The sequence below is a fragment of the Nitrospira sp. genome (assembly GCA_016715825.1).
Lineage (GTDB): Bacteria > Nitrospirota > Nitrospiria > Nitrospirales > Nitrospiraceae > Nitrospira_D.
Genome location: JADJXO010000006.1, coordinates 1 through 20,352, shown reverse-complemented (window position 1 = coordinate 20,352; position 20,352 = coordinate 1). Strand labels below are relative to the sequence as shown.

Annotated in this window: 22 protein-coding genes and 1 tRNA gene; 10 read left to right on the top strand and 13 right to left on the bottom strand. The window is 55.3% G+C overall.

What is annotated here, in order from left to right; genetic code table 11:
* Together IPM58_13270 and IPM58_13265 are read left to right on the top strand one after the other, a co-directional pair.
* Positions 1-258 (top strand): hypothetical protein, encoded by a 258-nt coding sequence (locus tag IPM58_13270; protein ID MBK9308022.1) that lies wholly within the window; start codon positions 1-3, stop codon positions 256-258.
* A 379-nt stretch (positions 259-637) separates the two neighbouring features.
* Positions 638-955 (top strand): DUF2007 domain-containing protein, encoded by a 318-nt coding sequence (locus IPM58_13265; protein ID MBK9308021.1) that lies wholly within the window; start codon positions 638-640, stop codon positions 953-955.
* A gap of 183 nt (positions 956-1,138) precedes the next feature.
* Here IPM58_13265 and IPM58_13260 read toward each other — a convergent pair whose 3' ends face one another.
* Together IPM58_13260 and IPM58_13255 are read right to left on the bottom strand one after the other, a co-directional pair.
* Positions 1,139-1,387, bottom strand: a complete 249-nt coding sequence (locus IPM58_13260) for a hypothetical protein (GenBank protein ID MBK9308020.1) — start codon at positions 1,385-1,387, stop codon at positions 1,139-1,141.
* A gap of 74 nt (positions 1,388-1,461) precedes the next feature.
* Positions 1,462-1,551, bottom strand: a tRNA-Leu gene (locus IPM58_13255).
* 409 nt (positions 1,552-1,960) lie between these two features.
* Here IPM58_13255 and IPM58_13250 point away from each other — a divergent pair.
* The 3 genes from IPM58_13250 to IPM58_13240 are packed head-to-tail and all read left to right on the top strand — an operon-like array spanning position 1,961 to position 4,332.
* Positions 1,961-2,482 (top strand): hypothetical protein, encoded by a 522-nt coding sequence (locus IPM58_13250; GenBank protein MBK9308019.1) that lies wholly within the window; start codon positions 1,961-1,963, stop codon positions 2,480-2,482.
* A gap of 49 nt (positions 2,483-2,531) precedes the next feature.
* Positions 2,532-3,566: a transporter substrate-binding domain-containing protein gene (locus IPM58_13245; protein MBK9308018.1), complete on the top strand. Its 1,035-nt coding sequence runs from the start codon at positions 2,532-2,534 to the stop codon at positions 3,564-3,566.
* Between the two features lie 16 nt (positions 3,567-3,582).
* Positions 3,583-4,332 (top strand): DUF3365 domain-containing protein, encoded by a 750-nt coding sequence (locus IPM58_13240; GenBank protein ID MBK9308017.1) that lies wholly within the window; start codon positions 3,583-3,585, stop codon positions 4,330-4,332.
* 66 nt (positions 4,333-4,398) lie between these two features.
* Here the strand turns inward: IPM58_13240 and IPM58_13235 are convergent, their stop codons facing one another.
* The gene (locus IPM58_13235) at positions 4,399-4,668 is read right to left on the bottom strand and encodes a YtxH domain-containing protein (GenBank protein MBK9308016.1); all 270 of its coding nucleotides are present in this window, start codon (positions 4,666-4,668) and stop codon (positions 4,399-4,401) included.
* A gap of 465 nt (positions 4,669-5,133) precedes the next feature.
* Between IPM58_13235 and IPM58_13230 the strand changes: the two genes are divergently transcribed.
* A complete protein-coding gene (locus IPM58_13230) occupies positions 5,134-5,928 on the top strand; it encodes a prolipoprotein diacylglyceryl transferase (protein MBK9308015.1) in 795 nt (264 codons plus the stop codon).
* A 19-nt stretch (positions 5,929-5,947) separates the two neighbouring features.
* Here the strand turns inward: IPM58_13230 and IPM58_13225 are convergent, their stop codons facing one another.
* The 5 genes from IPM58_13225 to IPM58_13205 form a co-directional block, all read right to left on the bottom strand.
* Positions 5,948-6,325, bottom strand: coding sequence for a metallopeptidase family protein (locus tag IPM58_13225; GenBank protein ID MBK9308014.1), 378 nt, complete (start codon positions 6,323-6,325; stop codon positions 5,948-5,950).
* Between the two features lie 18 nt (positions 6,326-6,343).
* Positions 6,344-9,691, bottom strand: coding sequence for a UvrD-helicase domain-containing protein (locus tag IPM58_13220; GenBank protein ID MBK9308013.1), 3,348 nt, complete (start codon positions 9,689-9,691; stop codon positions 6,344-6,346).
* Positions 9,684-12,854: an exodeoxyribonuclease V subunit gamma gene (locus IPM58_13215; protein ID MBK9308012.1), complete on the bottom strand. Its 3,171-nt coding sequence runs from the start codon at positions 12,852-12,854 to the stop codon at positions 9,684-9,686. Before IPM58_13215 ends, IPM58_13220 begins: the two co-directional genes overlap by 8 nt.
* Before the next feature lie 105 nt (positions 12,855-12,959).
* On the bottom strand, positions 12,960-13,118 hold the full coding sequence (locus tag IPM58_13210; GenBank protein ID MBK9308011.1) for a hypothetical protein: 159 nt from the start codon (positions 13,116-13,118) through the stop codon (positions 12,960-12,962).
* A gap of 6 nt (positions 13,119-13,124) precedes the next feature.
* The gene (locus IPM58_13205) at positions 13,125-13,391 is read right to left on the bottom strand and encodes a thioredoxin family protein (protein MBK9308010.1); all 267 of its coding nucleotides are present in this window, start codon (positions 13,389-13,391) and stop codon (positions 13,125-13,127) included.
* A 162-nt stretch (positions 13,392-13,553) separates the two neighbouring features.
* On the opposite strand from IPM58_13205, the gene IPM58_13200 reads away from it, so the two are divergent.
* Positions 13,554-14,576, top strand: coding sequence for an endonuclease/exonuclease/phosphatase family protein (locus IPM58_13200; protein ID MBK9308009.1), 1,023 nt, complete (start codon positions 13,554-13,556; stop codon positions 14,574-14,576).
* 57 nt (positions 14,577-14,633) lie between these two features.
* On the opposite strand, the gene IPM58_13195 is transcribed toward IPM58_13200, so the two are convergent.
* Entirely contained in the window at positions 14,634-15,095 is a 462-nt protein-coding gene (locus IPM58_13195; GenBank protein ID MBK9308008.1) for a hypothetical protein, read from the bottom strand.
* A 702-nt stretch (positions 15,096-15,797) separates the two neighbouring features.
* On the opposite strand from IPM58_13195, the gene IPM58_13190 reads away from it, so the two are divergent.
* A complete protein-coding gene (locus tag IPM58_13190; GenBank protein MBK9308007.1) occupies positions 15,798-16,103 on the top strand; it encodes a DUF3817 domain-containing protein in 306 nt (101 codons plus the stop codon).
* 446 nt (positions 16,104-16,549) lie between these two features.
* Here the strand turns inward: IPM58_13190 and IPM58_13185 are convergent, their stop codons facing one another.
* Both IPM58_13185 and IPM58_13180 read right to left on the bottom strand, forming a co-directional pair.
* Positions 16,550-16,687, bottom strand: a complete 138-nt coding sequence (locus IPM58_13185) for a hypothetical protein (protein ID MBK9308006.1) — start codon at positions 16,685-16,687, stop codon at positions 16,550-16,552.
* A complete protein-coding gene (locus tag IPM58_13180) occupies positions 16,657-17,112 on the bottom strand; it encodes a helix-turn-helix domain-containing protein (GenBank protein MBK9308005.1) in 456 nt (151 codons plus the stop codon). The genes IPM58_13185 and IPM58_13180 overlap by 31 nt, the downstream gene beginning before the upstream one ends.
* Positions 17,113-17,217: 105 nt before the next feature.
* Between IPM58_13180 and IPM58_13175 the strand changes: the two genes are divergently transcribed.
* Together IPM58_13175 and IPM58_13170 are read left to right on the top strand one after the other, a co-directional pair.
* A complete protein-coding gene (locus IPM58_13175) occupies positions 17,218-17,472 on the top strand; it encodes a CopG family transcriptional regulator (GenBank protein ID MBK9308004.1) in 255 nt (84 codons plus the stop codon).
* On the top strand, positions 17,459-17,887 hold the full coding sequence (locus IPM58_13170) for a type II toxin-antitoxin system VapC family toxin (protein MBK9308003.1): 429 nt from the start codon (positions 17,459-17,461) through the stop codon (positions 17,885-17,887). Before IPM58_13175 ends, IPM58_13170 begins: the two co-directional genes overlap by 14 nt.
* A gap of 18 nt (positions 17,888-17,905) precedes the next feature.
* On the opposite strand, the gene IPM58_13165 is transcribed toward IPM58_13170, so the two are convergent.
* The gene (locus IPM58_13165) at positions 17,906-19,465 is read right to left on the bottom strand and encodes a DEAD/DEAH box helicase family protein (protein ID MBK9308002.1); all 1,560 of its coding nucleotides are present in this window, start codon (positions 19,463-19,465) and stop codon (positions 17,906-17,908) included.
* 57 nt (positions 19,466-19,522) lie between these two features.
* Positions 19,523-20,352, bottom strand: an 830-nt coding sequence (locus tag IPM58_13160; protein MBK9308001.1) for a DNA topoisomerase IV subunit A, incomplete at its 5' end; no start/stop codon positions are given.

Sequence of the window (20,352 nt, the reverse complement as noted above, 5' to 3'; positions counted from 1 at the left end):
ATGCTGACCATACGAATCTCAGTCGCGTGGGCGATAGCTACTCTCAGCCTTGGGGCCTTAGGAATGGTGCTCCTTCTGGGCCAACCGTTTGCCGTCAAGGCGCAGGAGCCGAAACGGTTTCAGTATCGGATCATCGAGGTCCTTCCCGACACTCAGAATATGCAAACCAAGTTGAACGAATTTGGCGCAGCTGGATGGGAACTCGTCGCGGTGTCGATGGGAGATATGACGGAGCCAAGGCTGATTTTTAAGAAGTGATGCCCACGGCTAGTGAAACAAGTTCAAGCGACGCTTCTATAAAGCTACCCTCCAAACCAGCGCACGGGTAGCTGCATAATACAGCTATGATGACGAGACCAAAAGCGTAGATCGGCCATCCAACGCCTTAGAGGTGGCAGCCTTTCTGTAATCTTGAAGTGATTCTCGCATGTTAAACAATGAGGCGTGTGAAAACTTTTGGACATGGTCCAAGTGTAGCACAGGAGATGATGCATGGAGGACCACTATGAGCCAAACAGACGGTTTGGTGAAGTTGTGTGAGGGTTAGCCTTGCGATGAACCAAAACGCTGGACCGTCCGAGCACAGGACCTGACCACGCCTGGCGTAACCAAGCTCAACTATCTTGGAGAGTTCTCAATGAGAACAGTCTTCGTCTCCCAGAATTTGATCGACGTCGAGATGCGCAAGGAGCGGCTTGAGCAGGCCGGCATCCGGTGCATGATCAAGAATCAACGGTTATCCGGACTTGCCGGAGAGATTCCCTTTGCAGAGATTTTCCCGGAACTCTGGGTCATCCAAGACGAGGACGCCTATCGGGCGCGGCAAGTCCTCGACGAAGAATTGATCTCGCATCCCTCAAACCCTGACGCTTGGATATGCGCCGGATGTGGGGAACATCACGAGAGCCAATTTTCGAAATGTTGGAAGTGTGGACAGGAAAGCGTAGCTCTGTGATGGAGTCATACTTCTACTCCCATACTCGATCACTTCTTCCCGCCCACAACATTCCAGCCTGACCGCGCTAGCCTCAAACCATTATCACTAATGAGCATCCCTAGATGTGAAGCACTACGATGTGATAGCTAGAACTGGTCTGTACCCTGCACAGAAAACCGAGGCTATCAGTCTTCGCCCGATCTACGGCTTCTGCCCGCTTTCATCCGCCTTTTTCAAACAGTCATTAAACGCGAGGCGTTGTTGGACAAACGACCAGAACATTTTGTACCGATTAAGCGCGTCCAACTCTTCCACGTATTCCTTACATTGCTTCTCCTTCCAAGGTTCGACGTTGTCCGGTGGCGCGGTCACAATCCATGCCCCCCCGATAAGGGCTGCAACCCCTAGAACCGCGCTCGCGATAATGATCATTCCTTTCTTGCCAATCATGAATCCCTCTTTCGGTACGTTGAAGGTCAAAAAACCAGACGAGGCCTGGTTGACTCGTCTTTACGCGCTGAACCTGGTGCCGGAGACCGGGATCGAACCGGTACGGACCTTGTGAGTCCGAGGGATTTTAAGTCCCTTGCGTCTGCCTATTCCGCCACTCCGGCAAGAAGGCGGATTTTAGCATAGCGAACCCGTCCCCACAGCCTCTTTTATCAGGGCCTCGTACCGGCCCAGGCCTGCCCATATATGCGACGACCTGTGTCGAACTGGCACAGCCGACTGCCTTCCAGCCGGACGTCTGCGAAGACAATAGCCTACACGACTCCTGCCCAACACTGTACGCTTCTTCTCGTGACTCGGCGATAGAGGCTCCCTCGCCATAAGCCAACAGTGCAGCCCGGTGCTCTGCAAACGAAGAGATGTTGCGTTACAATGTGCCTGTACAGGGCTTGAAATGACTGGAACGACGGTCGCAAGAGAGGTACGCTCCTGAGCACGCCCATCTCTCGTCTCCTACTCGGTACAGTCATTCTCGCCCTGGCGCTGCCGCCAGCAGCAGCGGGGCAAGAGGCGGTGCTCGATATTCTCCCGCTCCGTCCCCTGAACTTCGATATCTCGTTCAACCAGCGCACTTTTGCACCGAAAACCAGAGTCATCGCGGCTCAGGTAGGCATCACCGCCCTGCGATACGGACCTCTGGAGATGCGGACGGTCTATCAATACTACAGCCACCATACTCCTGCGTTCGTGACGGACCAACATTCCTTGTTCCTAAACCCCCGTTGGAACAATTTCATCGACGTGCTCGATTTTCCCAAGACCGCACCGATCAATCGAGTCATTCGGCATGTCCTCTTCGGCCCACTGGAAGATCGAGCGGTACCCTACGTCGGAGCCTTGTTCGGTGGCACGCTTCCAGGCCGAGACGCCGATTCCCCGGGGTATCTCTATGGCGGACAGGTAGGCGTGCGATTTCCGGTCGCTCGTGGGTTTTCAGTCGACATGGGACTCCAGTACACTCGGTTTGAAATCCACTTTAAAGGCCTGTCCGATCTCTCAGAACAATGGTTGTTCACGATCGGAATCAGACTGTGATGGGGCACGCGCCATGGCATTGATCGGACAGCCCAGATGAGTCCCTCACATGAGTGAGAAACGGAAGCTTGTCGGCTGGCAAGGCTGGAGCATCTGCCTCGTGGGCATGCTGCTGTTGCAGGGCTGCGGACTGATCTACGATGCGGTGACGACCATACGGCCGCTGAACCGTGATGAGCTGTCCTCCATCTGTGCCCGTGAACGATTGCGTGTGGGGATCGCCGTAGAACCGTTTCGCCCGTTCATTTTCCCTGCGGTGTACACCGATGCGGGCATTCGGGTCACCGGTTTGGATATTGAATTGATCCGGGAAGTGGCCGACGCATTGACCGTACACTGTCACAGCGCACATCCGATCGTTCCAACCTTGCATGTCACCCGCTTTCCCGATTTGTTCATTCGGATGAGTGAGGGGCAGCTCGATCTATTTGTTTCGTCCGTGAGCGGGACCGTTCCCGGGACAAGGCCGACGGGCTTGTGGTTTTCAGCTCCCTATTTCCGCAATGACGGAATCGCTGCTATCATCCAACGGCCCAACGTGTCCGAGCGCCTGTGGGCTCAATTCCGAACCCAAGAGAGGAATCGGAACTCCCTTGCCGCTGTTCAAGAAAGCTTTGCCGGGTTGACGGTGGCCGTCCAAAAAGGGAGATCCGCTCACCTCTACGCTCAAGCCAACCTCAACCGCATTCGCCTGGTCATCTGTGATTCGATTCCGGCTGCTATTGAAACCAAAGACCCCGCGATCGATGTCATCCTCTCGGAACATTCCATTCTGGAGTACGTGACGAAGCGGGTCTGGCAGGACTGGCACCTCCTGACACGCACCGACGGCACCCCCTTGCTGCTGACCCACGCAGACCTCTCCATCGTCACGAACGAGGAGCATCGGCAATTACAATGGTTCCTCAACAACCTGCTCTTTCGGCTCGAGGAATCTGGACGATTGACCCAGATGCGAACGCGCTGGATCGATGAAGAATACGCCCCCACCAGGCGAGCCACCGCGGAAGGGTTACCGCTCGAAGTCACACAGGTGCCCGACCATTATGATCAGGGGCAATGCCGCTTGGCGGAGGACTCATGACAAGGCGGAGGTGTATATGCTCGTAGTCTTGAAGGGATTCCTTTCGGCTGGTTTGCTGTGTGCCTTCCTCCATTCCACACCGGATGGCTGGGCACAGACTGCTCAGAAGGAGACTGAGCGAACGGCTGAACTGTTGGCGACCTTTCTGGACGCCGGACGTGTCGTTGTCGAGCAACACCAACCCTTGATCAACGATCCACGGAAAGGCGAGAAAGGTTTTTCACCCGATGACTTTGAGCGGCTGGTCCTCAATGAATTTTTCCGCCAGTCACAGATCGACCTGAAGAGCTCCGCCTCCTCATTGCCTCCCCCCACACGAAATCTGTTGATGCGACTGCTCCACGCCAGTAAGGAGGTCGTGGCGGATGCGCAATTTGTGATCAATCAACGAGGGATCGGATATAAGAACTTTATCCCGGCCACCTTCGGGAGCCAAGCTGCACGGAAATTTTCCAAGCAATCGCAGGTCACCATAAAACAGACGACTCTCGATCCAAGAAACCTGCAAAACTCGCCCGACGCGTACGAGGAAACGGTCCTAACGCGACTTGCCCACCAACCGACCTCAACCATGCCGATCGTCGAATGGGTCAACGGTGGACGGTTACTCAGAACGATGATGCCGATTTACTATTCAGAAGATTGCTTGATGTGCCACGGAAACCCGAAAGGGATCCTTGACATCTCCGGCTACCCAAGGGAGGGCGCTCAGGCAGGCGATCTCGCCGGTGCCATCAGCATTCAGATCCCCGCGGACCATCGATAGCAGATCCAGCCGCAACGGAGGAGGGACACAACGGGTGGATCTGCCACCGATGATCATCGGTGGGAATCAGTTCATAACAGCCGCGAGATGTGGAATCTGCTCTTCGCAATTGTTGACAATCGGTGGCTTGTGGTCAAACGCGACCTTCACACCGGACTTGACTGCTCTTCCCCACCGATTGGTCTGGGCCTGTGCCTTCCGAGCATACCGGCTGATATTTCGACGGGCATCAGACCCGGTCTGTGGAGCGAAGAGGAGCCCCAGTCCCGCTCCGACGACGGCTCCACCGGCGATGAATGCAGCTGCCTTGGCGACGTACTTCCCCTGCTCCGACATGGTGAACCTCCCTCATAATGGTTATGATGTAGCGGACAACCATCCAAATGTGCTTCTGATGAACATGTATCAGCATGCTTTGTGCCAGCAGGGGTCATGGCTAACGGTCGGCAATTTCCTCGGAAAATCAACGAGGCGACCCACGCGGATTAGAAGTGACAAATATTGGGTCTCTTTTTCTCGACAGAGGAAGGCACAGTCGTTTCAGAAATCCAACACTTCTACACATTTGATCCTGGGAAATCATTTGTAGGCAAGGTTTTCCCAGGACTCTGTCTCAATCATCCTGTTCATCGTAGACCCGCTTGCATTGATCCGTGAGCCCCCGTATGATCCGTCGGCAATGCTGCCCCATGGATCACAGAAAAGGCACCTATCACCATGGCATTCTGAATCTGTTCAGAATCCGAACAATGCCAGTCGGAGCACAGTCCTGACAGAGAATACATGAGTTCACTAGCCTCGATACCGTACCCAAATATCGATCCCGTCATTGTTGCTCTGGGTCCCATTCAATTGCGGTGGTATGGGCTGATGTACCTGATCGGCCTGACGGCGGCCTACTTCTTGATTCAGCACAAGGTGAGCCGCAAGGGGATGGAAATCCGGAAGGACCAGATCTATGACATGGTCGTCTACGCGGCCTTCGGCGTGTTCTTGGGTGGACGGATCGGGTATACGCTCTTCTACAACTTTTCCTATTACATCGAGAACCCTCTGAAATTGCTCGCAGTTTGGGAGGGAGGGATGTCTTTCCACGGCGGGCTCATCGGAACAATCGTCGCCCTGATCTGGTTCAGCCGTAGGCACCGGATTCCAGCCTACACGATCGCGGATCTAGCGGCCTCCGTCACCCCGATCGGGTTGGGGTTCGGTCGGATAGGGAATTTCATCAATGGCGAACTCTTCGGTCGGTCGACCGACATTGCGTGGTGCATGGTCTTCCCGACCGGAGGTCCGGTTTGTCGCCACCCTTCACAACTATACGAAGCCATGCTGGAAGGGCTCACGCTGTTCACAGTTTTGTGGTGGATCGATCGACGTCCGACTCCTCCTGGTACGATCTTCTGGACCTTTGTGACCGGGTACGGTACCAGCCGACTGATCGTTGAACTCTTCCGTGAGCCGGATCAACACCTCGGCTTCATCTTCGGCCCCATTACCATGGGGCAGATTCTCTCCCTGCCGATGATACTGATCGGAATAATCATGCTCCTGTTGGGCTACCAGCGAGCCAGGCAAAAGCCTGTGTACTCTTAAGAGCTCTGACCGAGGCTCTTCAGTAAGGCATTTCATCATCATCCAGCCCGACATGGTGTCCGAGTTCGTGCACCACCGTGTCATACACTTCCTGCACCACCTCCTCCGGACTTTCGCATATCCGGAGGATCGGTCCACGATAGATGGAAATCCGTGGTGGTGGCTCACCGCCCGGCCTGAAGAACGAGTCATCTACGAGCGATTGGCCTTGATAGAGACCCAGTAAATCATCCTTCTCATCCAGCTCTAGGTCTCGCAAGACATCCTCTGGCGGCTCTTCTTCTACGACGACGGCAATGGACTCCACGAGTTTGGCATAGGGAGGCGGAAGATCCGCAATAGCCTGTTGGACCAACGCGGCAAAGGCTTCAGAGGAGATCGGTTCTCGTCGAGCCATTTTGAGAGTCCACAAGACTTACAATTCTATGGCAACGCCACACCGCAGGAAAAGGCAATGGAACCGTGGTTCGGCCCCCAGTCCCTGTTTCACAGCGGCTCTGTAGACTTCGCTTTGCGTTCGGTACCGTTCGGCGCGAGCCGCCGCCTGATCCGACGAAACCCCATCCGTCTTGTAGTCGGCGATCCACAGCTCCCCTTCAACCCGGTAGAGGAGATCCATGACTCCTTCCATTACCTGTCGCTCACCCCACGGCATGATAAACGGAACTTCACGACCGAGGATGTGAGATGATTGCAGGCGTGCATAGGCGTCCGATCGACCGAAGACTAAGAGAAGCTTCTTCACATCATCCTCGACTATCTCAGTATAGGCTTGTTCGGCAGGGCCAAGGACCGACAGAAGAACGGAGCTGACCTGATCCGATAACCCGGAGGGATCCCGTGAAAAATCCCATCGTTCCAGCAGGCGATGAGTCACTACCCCGACTAGGCGACCAATAGCCGGATCCTGTCGAACTGCGATCAGCTCACCTCGAACGAAGTCTTCCCCTTGGTCCAGACTCGTTGGCGTCAGATGATGCATGCGCTCGCCGGTTTCTTTCCATCGAGCGGTCCTCACCTCCCATAGACGAGCCATCTCTTGTGGGTCGATCGACGTCTCGCCGGCTACCCCATCCACACGTCGCCGAGGCCGTTTTCGTTCCGGTGCTGTGACGACTCGTTGCGGAATCCTACTAGCTCCGATGGTCAAGGCTTCAGTCGATCGATCTCCGATCTCTCCTGTCCCGATGTTGCGCAACAGCTCGAAGACCGTTTCACCGACGGAACGGGCCGTGACTCCGCCGGACAAAAGCAGCATCTCTTTTGCTCTCGTCATCCCGACGTACAGCACCCGTCGACGTTCGGCATCTTCCCGTAGCCGAAGTTTGTGTTGGACCAGCAGTGAACCAAGCGATCGATGCCGACCGAGGAAGAGCCCATAGGTTGCGCTCGACCAATCATAGGAGACCTGCGGCGCGCTCCGCTCACGCCCACTCCCTTGATGCAGACCCGGCAGCACGACGATGGGAAATTCAAGCCCCTTGGCCTTATGAATCGTCAGCACGTGCACCGCCTCGAGTGACTCTTCGGCCAGGAGGCTTTCAGACTCATCCGGCTGTTCCTCGAGTCGAGCAATCATCAAATCGACGAAGCCACTCAGCGTCATGTGCGGTCGGTCAGCGAGCGATGCGGCTGTCTGCTTCACCTTCAGTAGATTGGCCACAGCCTGTTCCCCATGGAGCGACGCAGCGGCCAAATCAAGGACGGGCAATCGGTCGAACACCAGATCAAGCGCCTCAGCCAGCGGCACAACAGGGATGGCTCGATGGAGCCACAGCAGATGCTCATACAGTCGCCGGACGGCATCGGCCCGGACATGAGGCCATATCCTCAGATTGTCTGCCAGGAGATAGTTGTAATGCCCAGCCTCCTTGAGTTCATAGAGTTCTCGATCCGTCAGCCCTCCGAGCGGCGAACGAAGGAGGCCTGTCACCGCAATTTCATCATGCGGATGGTCCAAAACACGCAGGAGATTGACGAAATCGATCACTTCCTGGCGGCGGTAAAAATGCTTCTCACCTTCGATCACATAGGGAATCTCGTGCCGCCGCAATGCATCGAGGTACGCATCGGCCTGCGTCAGTTTCCTGAACAGCAGCGCCACGTGACCCGGCTTCACCATGGGATGACTGAGCACCTCCTCAGCCAACCAGCGAGCCAGCACTTCGCTTTCAGCTCGCGTCGCACCTGCTGCGTCGAACGGTTCGTCCTCACCATCCGGCCTCGTCACGCAGAGACGAACACCTGGCTCGACTAAAGTTGGTTTCCGCTGAGGGCGTACCTCTAACCGCACGTTCGCCGGCTGGACAAGCGGACGTCGCTCAAAGAGCCGATCGAACGTTTCATTGACCGGCTCCAAGACCGCGCCATCACTACGGAAGTTCGTCGTCAAGGCCTGCGCGATTCCACCCTCCGACATGACCTTCTCCACGACTCGATCGAAGGCTTCAATATCGGCTCGCCGAAAGGCATAGATCGACTGTTTCGGATCTCCCACGATGAACAGCTTCCCCTGTTCGAGGACCATCTCCTGCCATCGAGCCGCTTGTGTTCCCTGACGCTCGGAAACCGCCAGGATAATCTCGTACTGCGTCGGGTCCGTGTCCTGAAACTCATCGACCAACAAGGCACGATATTCTCGTTTGATCCGCTCACGGACGGTCGGGTGTTCAAAAAGCAACCTCCTCGCCCGGGCCAACAACCCATCAAAAGACAGCCAGCCTTGTCGAACAAACGTTTCTCGGATGTTCCGCACCAGCGGGATAAGGAGTTGCAGAAGGTCATTCAAGAATGCGTGGTCGACCGTCAGAAGCTGTTGCGCGATCTCGATAAGGCCACCCGCCTCTCTGAAATCATGTTTCTCCCATCCAGCCACCGCATTCCCAAGGTCCTTGTCAAGCCATCCTCGTTCTTCGATTGGCACATCTTGCCGGCCCGCCAACCCCTTGCTTGCCACAAGGTTCAGCACAGAAGCCGCAGCAGCCAGCATCTGCTCCACCTTACGGCGCTTCGGCCTGTCGTGTTCGTTCAACAGCTGGTCGGCTCGTACTCCCATGAGCTGCATCCAATCCGACAGAGCCGGCGATATCGCCGTCGAAGCAAGTTGTTTCTGCATCGCATCAAGATCGATCAATTCACTGCACAAGGACCAGGCCAACGACCTGACGGCATCGAGCGTGACCGATGACAAGATCGATCGCCAGACCGAGTGGTGTCGGCCGTTGCGGTTTAATTCCTGATCGACCCAGCAATCCCATGCCGCCGTAAACTGCTCTTCAAATCGCAGGCCATCATCTTCCTTGAAATCAGGGTCGACGCCGCTTTCCAACGGATGGAGTCGTAGCAGGTGAGCCGCAAAACTATGAAGTGTGCCGATCTGCGCTTTCTCCAATTCGCGCAATGCGGCCTTGGCACGCACCGCGATCGTCTCACTGGTCAGTCCATACCGCTCTTGGAGATCGCTCTTCGAAACAGCCCCTCCGTCGGTTGCTCGCAACGAATCGGATTGTGGATGGGCGAGGACGGTCAGCCGTTCTCGCAACCGCACCTTCATCTCGGTTGCCGCCTTATTGGTGAATGTCAGCGCCACCACCTGCGTAATCGACACCGGAGCCGGTGCCTTCATCAGCAGATGGACGAGACGATTGACCAACAGGGTTGTCTTGCCGGTCCCTGCACCCGCCACGACCACAACGTTGCGGTCGAAGGTCGTCTCAGCCGACTCTCGGGCCGCGCGATCCGGGATGAGCAAATCGTTATGCATCGTTGACCTTCTGCGTACGCAGCATCTTCAACTCTTTCGGCTCGATGGCTCGATACGCCCTCCACCATGTCGGAGTATGCTCTTTCCGGCAGATCACACGGAACTCACACGTGTCGCAATAGCCGTCCGGGAGGATAAAGAATCGCCCAGCCCGGACCCCATCGATCACGGTCTTGATCGACTGTTGGATCAGCCTCCCGATCTCTGATGCCCACGATGGTGGATCAAACGACGAACGATCTATCGGCTTCGGCCACGTAGGTGCAAGAAACAGGAATTGGACATGACGAGCCGTGGGCTGCCCAGAGACAGCGAGACAACTATAGAACGGTGGCTGCATCCGAGACCCACGAACCGCAGACTGTGTCAGATTGCGATCTTCCGGTTTCATAACCGAACCGAGTTTGAACTTGTAATCAATCACGCGCAATGCTCCGGAGTGTCGGTGTCGATCAAGGCGATCGATTCGACCACGGACCTTCAATGATGCTCCGTCAAAAATATCGGGGATCGCCCCTTCCCCATCCACTTCAAAAGCAATCGGTTGGTACGGATGCTCGGCCTGCGCCGCTTCGTCTGCCTCGACAGCCGCAGTGACAAGCGTCACGATCTGGTCTTTCTGTAACTCCCACAGGAGATAATGACCGGTTCGATATTCCGCTTCGAGGTCCGCTGCGACCTGTTCAACCGATATGCAGATCGCTCGTTTCTTTACCTCGTCCGTGGCTTGTACACCCGGCCATCCAGACTGCACAAGTTGTTCGTAGCACCGACGCAATACGGCGTGGCAGAGCGTCCCCACCAGCGCCGCATCAGGTTGTTGCGAAATCGAACGACGGCCCGGCTCAAGTCGCAGCACATCTGAGGCAAAGTATTGAAAGGGACAGCGCGCATACCGTTCGATCGGTGTTGGAGCCACACCCCGGTCCATAAGCCGCGTCCAATGGGACTCGACCGCTCCGACCATTCCATCGAACGAATTCAGCCTACTCCCTTCCTCTTCGATGCGATCCAGCGCCGCGTGGGCATGTTGGAAGGAGGCGACGTCACGCCCGAGCGCTTGGACCAATTCGATAGGGTTTTGCCCGTTCAAGGCCATCCATTGAGTCAGTTCTGGAGGTGGTAAGAACCTCGTGATCAGCGGCCGTTGCACTACTCGATCAGTCACACGGCGAGGTACCACCTCAATCGGTTGTTCATGAGCACCGAACCGCCGGCGAGCGTCTTCGATATAGGAAGAGGTCGCCAGCATCCGTCCGGTTTCATCGGCCCGTTGATAGGAGAGGTACAGCCTCTGACTGGTGGCTTGACAGAGCAGGTGGAAGAGCAGCATCTCTTCCTCATAAGCTGTTAATTTTTCATCGATTTTGAATCCAAGCGTGGCATCGAGCACACGCCGATGACGATCCCTCAGAAAGGCATCTTCCCGAATATACCGCGGGAACACTTTCTCGTTCAGGCCGAGAACGAATAGCGCTTTAAATGGGATCCCGCGAGCTGCCATCACGTCGAGCACCATCACTCCATGCGGAGAACCATCGCGGAGAGGAATTCTTGTTCGTTCGAAGGTGTGCGTCAGCAGTTCCACGAATTCCGCCCAGGTCATCTCCTCGGTGAGCGGCTCCAATTCCAGAAGTGTGGCCCAGACATGATCGATGGCATCCCATACGAGCGGTCGGTGAACCATCTGTGCACTCTCGGCAGGTAATTCTGCGCCCTCCGGCCGCCGCAGACGCCGCTCGACAAGAGTCCGATAAGCCGTAACCATCTGGCTGATCGTGCCTCGCGAAGGGAGGTGCGAGCAGTCTTCCATGAGTTGTGAGACCACCTGCCAGAGGAGATCGATCACTCCCGTCGCAATTGCAAGTGAGCCGATTGGGCTCTCATCTTCCTCCACGATCAATGCGGCGTGACTGGCCCGCTCCAACCGCCTCCACTCCTCAACCCCGTGAGTGATATGGAGGGCTTGAACCAGCACTTTCCATAGGTCTGGGCGATACGACTCCGACAGGTCGTCGGATAGGTCAGTTTTATAGAGTGGGGATGTCACCACATCGAGAACTGACCCGCGATAGAAGTCACTTAACGGGAGGGAAGCCAGTTGCAGCACGAGCTTGCAGATCGGTTCGTGAATCAACGGTCTCGATGCGGTCGTCTGGAAGGGAATCCGATGGCGATCGAAGAGCGACTGAAGAAACGGGCTGTATGGGTCGACAGTCCTAGCAGTGACGCCAATCTCGTCGAACCGATAGCCGTTGGTTTCAACCAGATCGAGGATCGTGCGGCAGGTGACTGCCAATTCTTCCTCCACACCGATCACACTTCTGAGAGTGAGCTGGAGGGGATGTTCCGCTCCGTGAGTGGACTCCTGCTCCAACCGAATCGTCGCCTCGTCCTGCAGGATCAACGGCTGGATGGACCGATCGAAAAACCGCCGGGCAAATGCATAGGCAGGATCGTCCTCCAGTGGGAAAAACAACGTTGTGTCCTTGGTTCGGCTGACGGCTCCAAAGAAAGACAGCTGTACCTGCGTGAGATCATAAAACCCATAATAGAACACGTGCTTCAACGACCGGAGGAACGAAACGGTCGGGATCAACGGAAGAAGCACCTCCGCCAGATCATCTTGCGTTCCAGCCTCCAGCGTTCTGCCGGCTTCCTTCACGGCCGCGTAGAGCGAGATCAGGGCCCCGAGCCACTCCTGGTCGTCCTCCTCAAAATACCCTTCTCCGAGACTTTGCCATACCTGCTTTGGATCGACATCGGCATCCCGCAAATCACGAATCGTCGCCCAGAGCGCTCCCCATGTTCCAGAGGATTGCCCGATTCGTTGTAGCGGAACCTGGCTGGACAGCTTGCTGCGAACGATGTGACGGACCAATTGCTCAAAGAACAACTCATCTACTAGACGCGGCAATGGACAACGACCCGAGACTTCTCCGGCCAGCCTCAAAGCTAATTGATGAAAGGTCAGTATGTGAAGATTCAGGAAGGACACCCCCTGTTCGACGGACAGGAGCGTGCGAAGACGGTCAGCGAGTGATGTGGAGGGAACGAAGATGCCTATCGGTGCAAGAGGATCGGTAGCCTTGGCACGCGTGAGATGATCGACAAGAGCGGTTTCGAGAACAGGGTGAAAGCGCCCGGTGATGACTCGCAACATCTAACGCGTATTTCGTGAAGCGTGACATGTAAAGCGTGTGAACACTGGCATTGTGTTCTCTCTTCTGATTAACGCTTCACGAACAGCGAGCGACGAACGACACGATCAGCCGGTCTCTGGTCCCAAGAGCTCGCCGTTACAATCGACGCACGCCCAATCGCCGTCGATAAACGACATGGGATCGCCGCAGATCGGGCAGTCCGGCGGTGGCCCCTTAGCAATGAGAGGAAGAAGATCCGGGAGCTCGTTATCGTCTTCGTCCATCACTTCCTACCCTTCTCTCTGTTTGATCTTCAGTTGAAGGGCCTTTTCTGCGCTCTCCCGACTCGGAACTCCGACGAACGTCAGCTTTCCGTCGAGAATCGTCGCAGGCACGGCTCGGACCGAATGGCGATCCGCCAATTCCTGACCGTCCTTGGTGGTGATATCCACTTCTCGATAGGAAAAGCTATATTTCACACGCAACTGTTTCCACAGGCTCTTCGCCGAGGGACAGGCTCCGCAGCTGGGTGAGACAAGCAAGGTAATATTCGGCATAACTCTTCCAGAATAAGTCCTAAATATTCAACAGACGTGATCTTAGCATCCGCAGAAAACGGCACGCAAGGATGAGAGGGCCCATTCCAAATTTCATTATCCACTAGGTACAGCTGGCAGTGGAAAGGTTTATCCCAAAGGCGTATGGTGTGCGCATCACACATGAATAGACGCATCGGGTATATCCTCCTGTGGCTCGTCATCACAGTAGTAAGCTTCAATTCTGCGGCTGTTGCTGAGGACAACACATACGATTCGGTCGCGCTGCGTGTCCTCACCTACAACCTACTCCATGACGGGCCATGGTCGGGATTCTTCGAGAACGGCACCCACCTCGAAGAACGTCTCGACATGACCATTCAGGAACTGCAACGGCTGCAACCTGACGTGATCGCGCTTCAGGAGGCATCGGATAGCCGAAAACATGGCAATGTCCCACAACGGATCGCCGAGGCCCTTGGGTATCAGATGGTATTCGAGCCTGCGACCCAACACATTTCCGGGATCCGCTTCCTAGATCGGCTGATCACTTCAACCATCGGCTTCAAGGAAGGACCGGCGATCTTGAGTCGCTATCCAATCGTAGCCTGGGAAGTCTACGATCTGCCTCGCTGCGAGCGGCGCATGGATCCCCGCATTCTTCTGCGCGCTGCAATCGACGCTCCAGATGGACCGGTCCAAGTCTTTTCAGCCCATACGTCTAAAGGAGATGACTGCCAACTCGAACGAGTCGGAGAGGTGTTTCGTGAATATCGAGGAACGGGACGAGCGATTCTGATGGGCGATTTGAACACTAGTGAACAGTCTGCTGTTCTTGCTGAATGGCAAAAAGATCCCGGATTGATCGATGCTTTCCGAGTTGCGAATCCAGGAATATCCGGCGGTACCGTCTGGCAAAACATCCACGTCGAATGGCCCACCGCCGATCGTCGCGTCGATTTTATTTTCCTGGTAGATGGAACAAACGGAAAGGATCCGGTCGTGCGCGCCAGCCGCCTGGCGTTTGATCAACCCGGTCTCCTCCCCAATGGCGATGCGCTGTGGCCATCAGACCATCGCGGTGTGTTGGCAGATATTGAGCTAGCACCGGTCGACAGGCCACGAATGAGCAAGCTCCCCAAGACAAGTGTTCGGCAAAAGTCGAGACCTCGGCAGATCGGTCTACCAGAGCGCGGAAGGAATTAAGAGAATCAGGCAATTACATTCTGTCCTCTAACCATGATGCAGACTCTACAGCCATGGTTATCTCGTGAAGGGGGTTCCGGCGAGCTTGTTTGCGACTTTCGGTAATTCCTTTTCAGCATCGACGCCCTGAAAGCCAAAAGTCAGCACGAACCCAGAACATCGCGTATATCCCGCTCCACCCGGACCGCTCTTGTTTTTAAAATCGCCGACCACCATGTCACCGCCGGTGCAGACTGGAAAGGTTTTTTGTTTAAAGGCTGGGTTCTTTAAGTTAGTCTCCATCACCTGTTTCATCGACGCCACTGCTTCATCTTGTTTCTCGATATGCACGTACATGGATAGCGCTTGACCGTTTGGCCATTGCCAGGCGCAGCCCTGGCCCATACCCATCGTGGCCTGGACGGAAACCAACGAAGGATCCGAGAGTTGGTTACATACTTGCGCGGCCATGGGACCGGCTGCATGACCATGCGACGCGAGAAACAATGTGAGGATGGCGATGAGATATGTAGGTCTCAAGTTGCGTCTCCCTGAAGAGAAGAAACTGAAGCAGTAATGAATGACTTTCCCGCTCCGATACACGTTACGCCAATGGAACTGTGCACTCGCTCGACCAAATGAATACGCCTGTTCATTTTAGTGCGAGTAGCCATTACTGTTCAATGGTCGGTTGTGGAACCGCGCTCGGCCGGCTATGGACACCGCATTCCCCTATCGATTTTATTATCTTGATCGATAAAGACACTGAACACACGTAGTTCAATATTATTCAGACAGACGCTTCTATGGCGAGAGATAAAAGAACCATTGCAGCGAGGTATCTATTGAATTGGCCAACCTCGCTTGCTTCAGCTTCTTCGAGTTGACACCCAGCGGCATGCAACAGCATGTGATGTGCGAAAAACTCACGCTCTTGCGTCTTGTGAAGCATTCGGACAGTGTCCATACGGCCAAACAGCGTTTAGACCGATCCGCATACGTACTGAATCTTCGACTTTTCCCTATGCTAATTCCCCACTTGCGCACTTGAACAAGACGACATAACCGTTCCGGTTTCAATGCGCTGCGCCCACTGCATCATTTACTATATCCCGCATACATATGAGACTTTTATCCCACCAACCCGCATTGACACTGATTCACAGGTCCATAGAGAATATCGGAGCCTGGGCATGACTCACCCCTAAACCCAGATATTTCAGAAAGGATCGCTAGATACTCATGGACCAGATCCGACGATTTAGAATAACCGCCTTGGCTGAAGGTAGTTCATTTCTCGTGTTGCTATGTATCGCGATGCCGATGAAGTACGTGATGGAAATGCCGAGAGTCGTCACCGTCGTCGGAGCAATTCACGGAATCTTATTCTTAGCCTATGTCGCCCAGTTGGTTCAGTTGCGAACCACACTTCGCTGGAGCAATCGGGTTTCCTTCTATGCCTTTCTTGCCTCGCTTCTCCCGTTCGGGCCATTTGTGTTCGACAAGTACCTGCGTGAGAAAGAAGTCGATTCTAGCTCCACCATATGAATGCAATTATTGACGCACTCTATGCGCTGACGCCGACCAGTAGGCTGTACCACTACACTACTTTGGACGCTATTCAGAACATCATCAAGGAGCACGGACTATGGGCAACAGACATCCACTATTTCAACGACTCTGCTGAGCTCGGACACACAGCGGGATTACTCAGAGATGAGATCAGACGGAGGCTTGCCCAAGGAACTAACAACCGTACGATTCTCGACTAGATGTTGCAGTGGGTTGGCCAACGAATCACCCAGGCCAAACTGGAGCTGGAACACGTATTTATCGGACCTACTCCGCACATGAACCTGTCAATGAACTCGTTGGTTCAGCTCCTTTCCAGAAATGGAATTAGCCCAATGATCGAAAACAGCCTGGTACCGTATCGAGAGACCTAATGCAACGTGCAACGGATAGCGCACTCTCGAAGTTGGCGGCAGATTGCCTCACCGTTTCCTGTCGTACCCTCGCTCTTTCCACCGCTCCAACAATTGAATCCGTTTCTTGAGCTGCTCGACCGTCGCCTGATCGACGCGGCTCCCGGTGCGGGCAATCAGTTCCGCATTGAGTCGGCGATGGTCCATCCCTCCGGTTCGAGAAATGGCACTACCAAGCAACCGATGAAGATCCCACAGCTCGCGCCACCTGCCTGGCCCGTTGCAGCCGGTTCATCGTCTACGTATGGGAGCGTGTGTCCCTCATGCTCCCTGCACCATCGCTCGTGAACATGCTTCATGCTCCAGTCGGTGTAGTGAGTCGCGTACACCGTCACCATCCGCCGCGTCTCGTCGACCGGGACCGCCCAAGCAGAGGCGCGGCCCAGCCGTCGATCCTCCAGGCCTTCGACACTGTTCACTTCATAGCGGGCACTCCACCGACGGAATGTCCGTTCCGTCACCCCCAAGAGTTCCGCCACCTCGGCCATCGCCAGCTCTCGCCGTGGTCGTCTCACATACAGCTCCTCGAATTGCATCCGTCGCACCTCCTGGAGCACGTTCGCCCGTGCCATCGTGGCCCTCCTTGCGGGCCACTCTCAACCGGACAGATGATGTGCTAGCTCCACTGCCTACATCCTTTCTTGACATATTAATGTCATGCTGGCATGCTTTGATGCATGCGTACGACAATTCGACTGGATGACCAACTACTCAAGTCAGCCAAACGCCTGGCTCACGACTCTGGTAAGTCATTGACGGCTATCATCGAAGATGCACTACGCCAAGCGCTTGCTCGTCAGGCCACCAGCAAGCACACCAGAAAACTGGTGAAACTCACGACGGTCTCCGGCCGCGGCATTCGCCCTGGTGTCGATTTGAACGATTCAGCTGCCCTCCTCGCCGTTATGGAGCGACCTCGTGGTTCTTCTTGACGTCAATGTGCTCGTCTATGCCCATCGGGAGGATTCAGCTGACCACACATCCTATCGCCGTTGGCTTGAACAACTGATCAACTCCGATCATCCCTATGGTCTAGCCGATTTGGTCTTGAGCGGGTTTCTACGCGTTGTCACTCACCCGCAGGTCTTTCATCCCCCAAGCACAATGGGGAAAGCCATGGTGTTCGTCAAAGAGCTACGCAATCAACCCAATTGTACGATCATCAATCCTGGCCCCCGCCACTGGGACATCTTCTCTCGTCTCTGTGAAACGACCGATGTGAAAGGCAACCTGGTTCCCGATGCCTTTCTTGCGGCGTTGGCAATCGAAAGTGGCAGTGAATGGGTCACCACCGACCGCGATTTTTATCGTTTTGCCGGACTTCGAGTCCGTCATCCATTGGAGTAGTTTTTCCCACAGAATCAGTCACCGTTTTCCGTCATACCCACGTTCTTTCCATTTTTCCAATAGTTGAATCCGTTTCTTAAGCTGCTCGACCGTTGCCTGGTCAACGCGGCTCCCGGTACGGGCGATCAGTTCCGCGTTGAGTCGGCGATGGTCCATCCCGCTGGTTCGAGAAACGGCACTAACAAGCAACCGATGAAGATCCCGCAGCTCGTGCTTCTGCTGGTGGAGTGACACCGCCGACTGAGGTGCCATGCCTCCATCAGTTTCCCCTCGCACTTCCTCTTCGCCGATCAGGCTATCCATTCTCGCCACGGCCATGAGCGGCATGTATTCATTGGTCGAGATCGTAACGCGACCGAAGAGGTCTCGCTGGCCAGGCGGCATGACGTCTTCCAAAACATGATCCCGCTCTGCCTTGATCTGCTTGGCATAGTGCACCAGGATGGGATCTTTGGGCAGATACAACCACGCCCGCTGTGGTTTGGGGAAGCCCTCCTGCATCCGAACAAACCGACCGACCACCTGTCGGAAATACATTTCCGTGATCACATTCGTCCCGTAGACACCGACGCGGAGCCGTGGAATATCGACACCTTCGCTCACCATGTTCACGGCCACGAGCCATTGCTGTTTTGGATGACCGGCAAACTCCTCAATGGTGTGCGAGGCGGCGGGATCATCGGACACCGCAACGGCTGCTTTTGTACCCGCCACACGACCGACGAGATCCGCCACCCAGCGTGCATGTTCCTGATCCATACAAACGATGAGCCCTCCGGCATCCGGCTGTTCTTGCTGGCGAAGACGCGTGAGTTGTACATGGGCGTCGGTGATCACCGGCCCAAGCCAGGTTTCTTGAAGGAGCGCCGTTTTCAACCGTTCCCGCTGCCTATTGAACGTCAACCCGTCTTCAAAGGTCGCCTGATGTTCGCGACCCTCAGACAGCCAGCTGAGCTCGCCTTCGTAGCTCGGAAAGACAATGGGCCGGCAGACATTGTCGCGAATGGCATCGGTATACCCATAGGCGAAATCCGCCCGGCTTTCTCCGTTCTCGTATCGAATAAACGGGATCGGATTGTTGTCTGAACGAAACGGGGTCCCGGACAAGATCAATCGAAACACCGCCGGTTCAAACGCCGAGCGCAGGGCCTTCCCCCAGTTTTTTCCATCACCTGCATGATGCAACTCGTCAAAAATGAGCAGCGTCTTCTTGCTCTTACAGACGCGCTGAAAGATTTCTGGGGCAAGACAGACTTGCTGATAGGTAACCACGGCGCCATGATAATCAGCCGCTTCAGAGGCCTGTTCGTTGGTCAGAGACGGATCAAGCTGTAGCCCCATCTTCCCAGCCGCATCCGACCATTGCGTGCGGAGGTGATTCGTCGGGCAGACGACCAGGACTCGGACCGCAGCCTGTTTCGTCATGAACTGGTGCGCGACGCGAAGCGCAAAGCGCGTCTTTCCTGCGGCAGGAGTGGCCATGGCCAGAAAATCTTTGGATTGATGGGTACAGACCGCGGACAGAGCGCGTTGCTGCCAGTCACGAAGGGGCGCCGTCCAGGCAGGCAAGCTCTTCATAGCCGGTTCGTGGAATCGAACGTGTGGTGGCTCAATAATGGCACGGATAGGGGCCGGTTAATCCAGCCAGTCTTTTTCCTTGAGCTTTCTCGGCAGATACTTCTTCGTCAAGTACTGGAAATCCTTATTCGCCAGCGAATCGAGTTCGTACTTCAATCCGCTGGTCAACATGCGCTTGATCTCCGCCTGCCAGGCCGGCTTCTTGAACCACGTATAGTTCATCAGCTCCTTGGCACGCGCGATGTCTTTCTCATTCAGTTTGATCCCGACATTACGCGGCAACTCGTACCGCTCGGGATCGGCGCTGGACAAGCCGATGAATTTGGCTTTTGGAATCGCCATCCGCTGGCTTTCAAAGGCCAGATTGATCGACCCCTGTTTGATGACGGAGTAAATGTAGTACCCCCAAGGATCATTGTCGACTAAGACATACACGGGCAGCTTGCATTCTTCATGGAGCCGTCGTGCCAGGCGACGGACACCACGCGGTGGCTGACCGTTTCCGGTCAGGAGAATACAGTTGTAGCGCCGCCAGAACTTGTCCTCCGAGAGCCGGTTCCACTGCGTTCCCTTTTCGACAAGCAATACGAAATCCGCGGCACAGCGGCGGATCTCCAAATATTCCGGTTCGACAATCGACGGGACTGAATACCCGCCCTTCCCCAGCTTGGAACAATCGACCCGATCGCCGTCGTCCCCAAAGACCACCGGCCCGACGATACTCCCGCTGTTCTCCGCCCGCACGTGCAGTTCTTCCCGGAGCGCGGCAAGGGACACTTCGAGATCTTCGATCACGGGATCGGATTCATCCTGCGTGTCGAAAGTATTTTCATGCGAGTTTTTAATCGTATGTTTCGTGCGGTAATAAATTTCTCGAAGCGAGGTCG

Bases quoted from the DNA above. Each gene is read 5' to 3' on its own strand.
- IPM58_13200 (MBK9308009.1), top strand. From the start codon at position 13,554: ATGAATAGACGCATCGGGTATATCCTCCTGTGGCTCGTCATCACAGTA.
- IPM58_13270 (MBK9308022.1), top strand. From the start codon at position 1: ATGCTGACCATACGAATCTCAGTCGCGTGGGCGATAGCTACTCTCAGC.
- IPM58_13165 (MBK9308002.1), bottom strand. From the start codon at position 19,465: ATGAAGAGCTTGCCTGCCTGGACGGCGCCCCTTCGTGACTGGCAGCAA.
- IPM58_13240 (MBK9308017.1), top strand. From the start codon at position 3,583: ATGCTCGTAGTCTTGAAGGGATTCCTTTCGGCTGGTTTGCTGTGTGCC.
- IPM58_13235 (MBK9308016.1), bottom strand. From the start codon at position 4,668: ATGTCGGAGCAGGGGAAGTACGTCGCCAAGGCAGCTGCATTCATCGCC.
- IPM58_13245 (MBK9308018.1), top strand. From the start codon at position 2,532: ATGAGTGAGAAACGGAAGCTTGTCGGCTGGCAAGGCTGGAGCATCTGC.
- IPM58_13215 (MBK9308012.1), bottom strand. From the start codon at position 12,854: ATGTTGCGAGTCATCACCGGGCGCTTTCACCCTGTTCTCGAAACCGCT.
- IPM58_13185 (MBK9308006.1), bottom strand. From the start codon at position 16,687: ATGGACCATCGCCGACTCAATGCGGAACTGATTGCCCGCACCGGGAGC.
- IPM58_13205 (MBK9308010.1), bottom strand. From the start codon at position 13,391: ATGCCGAATATTACCTTGCTTGTCTCACCCAGCTGCGGAGCCTGTCCC.
- IPM58_13210 (MBK9308011.1), bottom strand. From the start codon at position 13,118: ATGGACGAAGACGATAACGAGCTCCCGGATCTTCTTCCTCTCATTGCT.
- IPM58_13220 (MBK9308013.1), bottom strand. From the start codon at position 9,691: ATGCATAACGATTTGCTCATCCCGGATCGCGCGGCCCGAGAGTCGGCT.
- IPM58_13180 (MBK9308005.1), bottom strand. From the start codon at position 17,112: ATGGCACGGGCGAACGTGCTCCAGGAGGTGCGACGGATGCAATTCGAG.
- IPM58_13265 (MBK9308021.1), top strand. From the start codon at position 638: ATGAGAACAGTCTTCGTCTCCCAGAATTTGATCGACGTCGAGATGCGC.
- IPM58_13175 (MBK9308004.1), top strand. From the start codon at position 17,218: ATGCGTACGACAATTCGACTGGATGACCAACTACTCAAGTCAGCCAAA.
- IPM58_13190 (MBK9308007.1), top strand. From the start codon at position 15,798: ATGGACCAGATCCGACGATTTAGAATAACCGCCTTGGCTGAAGGTAGT.
- IPM58_13225 (MBK9308014.1), bottom strand. From the start codon at position 6,325: ATGGCTCGACGAGAACCGATCTCCTCTGAAGCCTTTGCCGCGTTGGTC.
- IPM58_13260 (MBK9308020.1), bottom strand. From the start codon at position 1,387: ATGATTGGCAAGAAAGGAATGATCATTATCGCGAGCGCGGTTCTAGGG.